At 46.1% G+C, this 7,202-nt stretch carries 8 protein-coding genes; 4 read left to right on the plus strand and 4 right to left on the minus strand.

What is annotated here, in order from left to right:
- Positions 1 to 123: 123 nt before the first annotated feature.
- Positions 124 to 453, plus strand: a complete 330-nt coding sequence (locus VMC84_RS02750) for a rhodanese-like domain-containing protein (protein ID WP_325377901.1) — start codon at positions 124 to 126, stop codon at positions 451 to 453.
- Here VMC84_RS02750 and VMC84_RS02755 read toward each other — a convergent pair.
- Positions 443 to 1,186, minus strand: a complete 744-nt coding sequence (locus VMC84_RS02755) for a hypothetical protein (protein WP_325377903.1) — start codon at positions 1,184 to 1,186, stop codon at positions 443 to 445. The two genes, VMC84_RS02750 and VMC84_RS02755, sit on opposite strands and share 11 nt — an antisense overlap.
- Positions 1,187 to 1,271: 85 nt before the next feature.
- Positions 1,272 to 1,949 carry a pentapeptide repeat-containing protein gene (locus VMC84_RS02760; protein WP_325377905.1) on the minus strand — a complete coding sequence of 226 codons (678 nt, stop codon included), beginning with the start codon at positions 1,947 to 1,949 and terminating at the stop codon, positions 1,272 to 1,274.
- Between the two features lie 565 nt (positions 1,950 to 2,514).
- Here VMC84_RS02760 and xerA point away from each other — a divergent pair.
- Both xerA and VMC84_RS02770 read left to right on the plus strand, forming a co-directional pair.
- Positions 2,515 to 3,333: a site-specific tyrosine recombinase/integron integrase gene (gene xerA, locus VMC84_RS02765; protein ID WP_325377907.1), complete on the plus strand. Its 819-nt coding sequence runs from the start codon at positions 2,515 to 2,517 to the stop codon at positions 3,331 to 3,333.
- A gap of 98 nt (positions 3,334 to 3,431) precedes the next feature.
- Positions 3,432 to 3,995, plus strand: coding sequence for a YkgJ family cysteine cluster protein (locus VMC84_RS02770; protein WP_325377909.1), 564 nt, complete (start codon positions 3,432 to 3,434; stop codon positions 3,993 to 3,995).
- Positions 3,996 to 3,997: 2 nt separating this feature from the next.
- Here VMC84_RS02770 and VMC84_RS02775 read toward each other — a convergent pair whose 3' ends face one another.
- Together VMC84_RS02775 and VMC84_RS02780 are read right to left on the minus strand one after the other, a co-directional pair.
- Positions 3,998 to 5,776 (minus strand): YgiQ family radical SAM protein, encoded by a 1,779-nt coding sequence (locus tag VMC84_RS02775; protein ID WP_349256736.1) that lies wholly within the window; start codon positions 5,774 to 5,776, stop codon positions 3,998 to 4,000.
- Positions 5,777 to 5,878: 102 nt separating this feature from the next.
- On the minus strand, positions 5,879 to 6,439 hold the full coding sequence (locus VMC84_RS02780) for a hypothetical protein (RefSeq protein WP_325377913.1): 561 nt from the start codon (positions 6,437 to 6,439) through the stop codon (positions 5,879 to 5,881).
- 197 nt (positions 6,440 to 6,636) lie between these two features.
- Here VMC84_RS02780 and VMC84_RS02785 point away from each other — a divergent pair, with 197 nt between their 5' ends.
- Positions 6,637 to 6,924, plus strand: coding sequence for a hypothetical protein (locus VMC84_RS02785; RefSeq protein ID WP_325377915.1), 288 nt, complete (start codon positions 6,637 to 6,639; stop codon positions 6,922 to 6,924).
- Positions 6,925 to 7,202: the final 278 nt, after the last annotated feature.

Genomic DNA, 7,202 nt, shown 5'->3' on the forward strand with positions numbered 1-7,202 from the left:
CTTTTTTACGGTTTATCTTTATTTTATATATAAAAAGAAGGGCGAAAAGATTATAAAACGGTTGTGATTTCGGCGTAAATAAAGTTTTTAATAGCGGCTGTATAAAACTATAATTGATAAAACATGGCAAGCGAACGAATAAAAATACTCGGCACTGAAGAGATGAAAAACCGGATGAATGATCCTGGACCGTTTATACTGATCGATGCAAGGGACGAAGAGGACTATAAGAAAATGCATATACCTGGCGCCATTTCTATGCCGGTGTATGAAGTTGAAAGACGGTGCGAAACCCTGGATAAGAACGACGAGATCATCATATACTGTAGCGGCTTCATGTGCGACGCGAGCGCCGACGCCGCTAACATATTCTGGAAAAAAGGCTTCCGGAACCTATCCGATTATAAGGGCGGTATTCAGGACTGGATCGCCGGAAATAACGCTACGGAGTGACGATGGGCGATGAATTGAAGTCGAACGGGTTCGTTCTCATGGACAATGAGTAGAGATACGGGTACCACTTCTTCATGTATTTCATGTAATCCAGCCAGGTGCCGATCAGTCGGGCATATACCCGCTCGATGTCGCCTTTGATATGGTTAAGATCGCTATCCGGCAGGGACTTGAGATTTTTCCTGAACTCCAGCTCCTCCGTCAGGTGAAATACGGCCATAAGCAGCTCCGTGAACGATTCGTGCTCTAAAATGACGGGATTTTCCAGTAAGCGGACTGAAAATTCCCGTTTACTGACCAGGAAATTTTTAAGCTTTTCCAGGTCTATCTGATTAATATCGACGTGATGCGGATGCTGTTTTATGCGCTGGCTGGCCTCGTCGAACTGCCTGTCAGTCCACTTTTGCCCGACGACAAGATCCTGACGTATATTCTCGATATCCGGGTCACTACCAGAAAGCTCATGGAGCAGGAACGTGCCGCTTTCGCTGAAAAATACGCCGATTACCATGTTCAGCTTTTCCATTCGCTCCTGCAGGTCGCGCATTTCCAGAAGCTGGTCCAGGACCAGCGTGACGACCAGGACTTCAATGGGCAGCCAGGCAAAGTAGAAAAGCGTGTATTCCGACAGGAAATAAAAGTTTTGAAAGATAAGATAATGTACGATATAGAGAACAACGGATACGGCCACGAAGATCAGGCCGATACGGAGCTTCCAGCCGAGCTTTTTCATCGCTATTGTTTATTCACATATCGGTTAAAGAGTTTTTCATTTATAGAAAAACTGATAAAACTATAGAAAATTATTTATAATAATATTATTTTGATATATTTTTCAGGTCCACAGTTCTCGCTTTTCTAAATAAGAGACTATCCTCGTCCAGCCTGGTTTCGACCAGAAGCATATCGTCGGTAGATACGTCCTGGAATTTATTATCGTAAATAACGGCATAGTTCAACGAAGCGTGATTCATCTTCACAGTATTGAACGTCGTATTCGTGATGAATGAGCGTTCGCCATTCATGTGCTGCAGGTCGCAGTTTTCAATAACGGCCCCGGTAATGCTCGCCGTGGAAATGTTCGCGCTAAGCATATTGCATTCGCGGAATGTACAATCGATGATCTTCGCCATGATAAGCTTGATAAGGTGCAGGTCGCAACCCGTAAACTCCAGCTTATACAGCTTCGACTCGCTCAGGTCCGCCTGGGATAGCGAGGCTTCATTAAAAGTACAGTCGATAATATCCGATTTTCGCATGATGGCCCTGCGGAAGCTCGTGCCGTTAAACCGGCAGCCGACGAGCTGCGAATCATAGAGATTAGCATTGTCGAGTATTGCCTTATCAAAGTTCACGCCGATTATCTGCATTCCATGAAGGTCGACGCCGCTGAGGTCCACGCCCGATAAGTCCATGCTGCGGATGCCCTCATTGTAGTAGTTTTCACGAAGGCTAAGAAGGTATTTCGTTTTTTTGATCTCCGCATCGGATAGCATAGTTATGCCTGCTTTTTCTTTGGATAAGGTAATATATACTATCATAAGTGGCGGTATAAGATATATCTTTATCTCAAAATCCAAGGGCTAATAAATTATACTATATTGTAATAAAGTCTTAAATAAAAAACAAAATATTTATAAATAATAAAATAATAATAAATTGTTATTAAATGTTTAATAACTACAAGTAATATATAAAGTTAAATTTTCATTATATTTACCACTATATGTTTAAAATATTATAATAATACTTGTTAATGAAATACCCTAGATTGTTTCAAAATAAATACCAATAAAAAAGTATACAATAAATTGTATACATTATTTAGCCGGTAACATGAAAAATCGTAAACTTATTTACAAATTATTGTCATAATATAGTCCTTGGGAAAACTGACCCACATGAACTCATGGTTAAATACAAAAATCGAGGGTCGTGTCGATAAATACTTATTTATCGACATGTTAAACCCAAATATATTCACCAAAAGAGGCTTATAATATGAAGCCTTAGTTAGTAATCATATAACCGATAAATGAATGAACTTTCTGGTGGGGACCGATGGACCATATAGAAATATTCCTGGACGAGAAACGATTGTCTTCCAGCTCTAACACGATAAAACAATATGGGCTGATCCTTCGCAACTTCCAGGAATTTTGCGGCAAGCCCTTAGATAAAGTGAACCGGCATGAGATCATCCGGTATTTGAATCATTTGATGTTCGAAGAGGAACGGTCCAAAGCCTACGTGTCGAATATCATGAGCATCATCAAATCGTTCTATTCGTTCCTTAGCGAGAACGAGTATACCACGTCGAACCCAGCTAAAGGCATCAACGCGGTCAAGATAGATAAAAAAGCTCCCGTATACCTGACACAGGATGAAATGCAGGCCCTGATAAAAACGGCAGTCAGCCCCAGGGATAGCCTTATCGTAAAAATGCTCTATGCGACTGGCGTGCGAGTGTCTGAACTCGTGAACATTAAGAAGCAGGATATCGACCTGGGCAGGAATACTATCAAAGTCTTCGGAAAAGGCGCTAAGGAGCGGGTCGTGCTCCTGCCGGACACGCTGAAGGCGCAGCTCGAGGCTTATTGCGAGGGCTTGACTGACGATCAGAAGCTGTTCAACCTGAACGTCCGAACCGTGGAGCGGGATATTAAAACTCTGGCCGCACAGGCAGGCATTAATAAGAAAGTAACGCCCCATAAGCTCAGGCATAGCTTTGCCACGCACATGCTCCAGAATGGGGGAAACGTCGTGGCCATCCAGAAGCTACTTGGCCATACATCACTGAATACGACCCAGATATATACCCATTATAGCGTGGACGAGCTCAAGGACATGTATGCACATACGCACCCGATGAGCAAATAAGCTGTTATAAATATCGTAATTTATATTTTTATCGTCGTTTTTTACAGACAAACTACGTTACCTTGCCGATAAGAACCATTTTTACACAGGATGACCTTATGCGCTCGACAGGACAACAGCCTGGCATGCAGGAAAGGCGCTTTGAATGCAAGAGATGCGGCGCCTGCTGCAAGGACCGGGACATACCCCTGACCCTTGATGATATTTTCAGGCTCAGCGAGTTTCTCGACATGGAACCGGATAAGTTTTTTAACGAGTATTGCGTCGAGATCGCGAAAGTTGAAAATACGCTCGCATTGCCGTATTTACGCCGTGACGGCAGAGATTGCCTTTTCCTGGAGGATAACATTTGCCAGGCCCACTTTGCCAAGCCGGCCGCCTGTGTGAACATGCCCTCGACCATTTTTGGCGGTATAGAGCATATGCGCTCACAAATGCCCCCGTCCTGCGCCATACATTATACACGGCTCGAAGATTCAAGCGAAAACGAGCGAAAAAGGCGGAACTACATGGCTGCGCTGATGCTCACAACGATCTATTATAGCAAGTTCGGCACGTTCAAATACCAGCTCGCGAAGCCGTTCATCTATCGCATTTTATTGTTCCGGCGAAATCGTGAGCAGATCTATAATCTGACGGGCACTCATGTTGCGTGTAATTAGCTTTATCTTCGCCGGCTGTAGGGCCTTGCCGGCGTTATCAGGCATTTCGGCCCATAACCTATCAGATCTTTTCTGCCAGCCTTAAGCAGCGCCTTTTTTACCAGATCGTAATTATCCGGGTCTTTATACTGTAATAGCGCCCGCTGCATTTTTCGCTCTTCGACACTCTTCGGGACGTAAACCTCCTTTTCTGTATACGGGTTATAGCCGGTATAATACATACAGGTGGAGAGCGTCGAGGGCGTCGGCGTGAAATCCTGGACCTGCTCGACGTAGTAGCCCATGTCCCGCACGTACTCGGCGAGCTGGACGGCGTCCTTAAGCGTACAGCCGGGATGGCCAGAAATAAAATAGGGTATGATATATTGCTCCTTGCCGAGCTCCTGGTTTATCTCTTTATACCTTTTCACGAAACGCTCGTACTTTTCGATGGACGGCTTACACATGGCGTCCGTAACTGCTTTAGAGACGTGCTCCGGTGCCACTTTTAGCTGACCGCTGATATTATTCTCGCAGATATGGTAGAGGTATGCCTCGTCCTGCATGGCCAGGTCATAGCGTATGCCGGAGCCTATGAACACGTTCTTAACTCCCGGCACCGCTTCAACGGCTTTTAATAAATCAATCAGCCTGCCATGGTCCTTATTCAGGCTGGGGCAGGCCTGAGGGTACAGGCAGAGCTTATCCTGGCAGGCCCCGTATTTCGCCTGCTTCTCGCAGCCCAGCATGTACATGTCCGCCGTCGGGCCGCCGATGTCGGTGATGGTGCCCTTGAATTCGGGCATCTTCACAAGCTTTCTTACCTCTTCTAATATGGACTCCTTACTGCGGCTCTGGACGATGCGCCCCTGGTGGTTCGTGATGGCGCAGAATGCACAGCCGCCGAAACAGCCCCTGTGACTGGTTATCGAAAAGCGTACCGTGCGCAGCGCGGGGATCTCTTCTTTATAGGAAGGATGGGGCCGGCGGGTATATGGCAGGCCATAGACGTGGTCGAGCTCTGCCATCGTCATAGGCATCGGAGGCGGGTTCTGGACGATGATCGTTTTAGGGTGGCGCTGCACGACGACACGGCCGTAGAACGGGTCCTGCTCGTCAGAATACGCCTTGAACGCAAGGGCATAGGCCCTTTTATCGGACGAGACGTTTTTATAATCTGGAAGCTCCACAAAACTTTCGATATCCAGCCCCCGGGTCTTCGTGGACGTGCCCCGGATGCCTTTTATATCTCCGATATCTTTGCCATCGTTGAGCTCGCTTATCACTTCTATGATCGGCTTTTCAGCCATGCCATAGACTAAAAGGTCGGCGGGAGCGTCTGCAAGGATCGACTGTCTCACCTTATCGTCCCAGTAATCGTAGTGGGCGAAGCGGCGCAGGCTGGCTTCGATGCCGCCGATGATAATGGGCTTCGTCTTAAAGGTCTCGCGGATACGGTTACAGTAGACGAGGACGGCGCGGTCCGGCCGGAGGCCGCCTTTGCCCCCTGGAGCATAGTCGTCTTCCGTGCGGATACGCTTATTAGCAGTGTAATTATTGACCATCGAGTCCACGTTGCCGGACGAAACACAGAAGCAGAGCCGGGGCTCTCCCAGGACATCAAAGGACTTTTTATCCGTATAGTCGGGTATCGCGATCATTCCTACGCGAAAGCCCGCATCCTCCAGCACCCGGCCGATGAGGGCCGATCCAAAGGCAGGATGGTCGACGTAAGCGTCTCCGCTAACGATGATGACGTCGCATTGTTCCCAGCCGAGATTTTTCATTTCATCCCGGGACATGGGTAAAAATAGTTCGGCCGGTCTTTTTTTCATTATGGGCAATAGGGCCCTGATTCTAGAAAAATCTTATCTGCGACAATGCCATTAATATAACTGAACAGATCAGGGTGACTGGAGAATATTATTCTTATCGATATACCCATGGTTCATGTACGTGTGGTTATACTCGACTTCGATGGTAGCTCCATGGTCTTTTAGCGTCTCATTCTCGGAATAAGAATAGGAATCGCCGGGCTTCAGAATGATAGCCCGCTGGTTAAGCCGCATGACGACGTTACCATCCATATCGATACCATAGATATAGGCCTGGTCGGCATTCACGGGAAACGAGTACACGCCATAGAGCTTATTACCCGTTCCTTCACCAAAATTGCCCTGCAGCGTAAGTACATCGCCGAAGACCATCTTCAGCGAAGTATTGATGGGGAAATCGACCTTGCCGTTTATCTGTTTTGTGTTCTCGTTGTACCAGTACGTGGGAAAGTTCACGGACCTGAATGGCGCTTCGCCCTGAATAATGGTACCGTTCGCGGACATATAGTGCTCTAAAAAGACTACCTTCGACGCCTGCCTGGAGGCCGGAACTTGCTGTGAAATGGCCGGCAATGACGCCGATATCAGGAATAGTAAGACGATAAATAGGGCTTTTGCTCTGCGATCCATGGTCCCCGCCAATAATGAAACGGTGAGGGCGGAAAAATATTTTTTCAAATGAAAATACGAAGGCCGGCGTTTTATGCGGCGTTTTATCCGCCACAAAGCAGAAGAATCCAATTTATTGATAAGCAATATATAAAAACAGAACTGGTTATTTTAATATCGGTGGTAATATAAATCTAACCAGGCGGAACGTTGAGCTCGTGAGACAGATCGCCGCAGGGCTGCTCGTCGTATATGTGGCGATAATCGTCCTGGCTACGATGACGTCGAACGGACTTATCGATAAGCAGACCGCCTACGCGATCCAGACCACGCTTGATCTGCCTACGGCGATCACTCTGGTGGCTTTCACGGCGCTCTCAATTAAGCTAGAGTTCGATAAGCCTAAATACAGGCAGATCCAGAAAACAACGAACTATGATGCCATTTTAATCGTCGTCAGCGCCTTAGTCATCCTGGCGCTCATATACATAAAATATTTCACATGACAGGCTGCCCGCCTCAAGACTCATATGACTAGACAAAAGGGTAGACGACTCAAATTTGATAATAGTTGGAGTCAAACTTAATTAATAATGTCAGTATTAAACGTTTATCTATTCTTTTTTATGTAAATACCCAGAGCATCGAAAATACGCCAAATTATACCTAGATAAAAGGCCATAAATATTAAAATAACAATGATAATTAAAGCAAGAATTCCAAAGACTCCAAAACAGCATGTTAAACCACATAATGAATATGCCGGGTTTGCGGTTACTACTTG

It is taken from the genome of Methanocella sp., assembly GCF_035506375.1.
In the GTDB taxonomy this organism is placed as follows: Archaea; Halobacteriota; Methanocellia; order Methanocellales; family Methanocellaceae; genus Methanocella.

Coding starts and splice junctions, on each gene's coding strand:
- VMC84_RS02750 (WP_325377901.1), top strand. CDS start 124: ATGGCAAGCGAACGAATAAAAATACTCGGCACTGAAGAGATGAAAAAC.
- VMC84_RS02755 (WP_325377903.1), bottom strand. CDS start 1,186: ATGAAAAAGCTCGGCTGGAAGCTCCGTATCGGCCTGATCTTCGTGGCC.
- VMC84_RS02760 (WP_325377905.1), bottom strand. CDS start 1,949: ATGCTATCCGATGCGGAGATCAAAAAAACGAAATACCTTCTTAGCCTT.
- xerA (WP_325377907.1), top strand. CDS start 2,515: ATGGACCATATAGAAATATTCCTGGACGAGAAACGATTGTCTTCCAGC.
- VMC84_RS02770 (WP_325377909.1), top strand. CDS start 3,432: ATGCGCTCGACAGGACAACAGCCTGGCATGCAGGAAAGGCGCTTTGAA.
- VMC84_RS02775 (WP_349256736.1), bottom strand. CDS start 5,776: ATGTCCCGGGATGAAATGAAAAATCTCGGCTGGGAACAATGCGACGTC.
- VMC84_RS02780 (WP_325377913.1), bottom strand. CDS start 6,439: ATGGATCGCAGAGCAAAAGCCCTATTTATCGTCTTACTATTCCTGATA.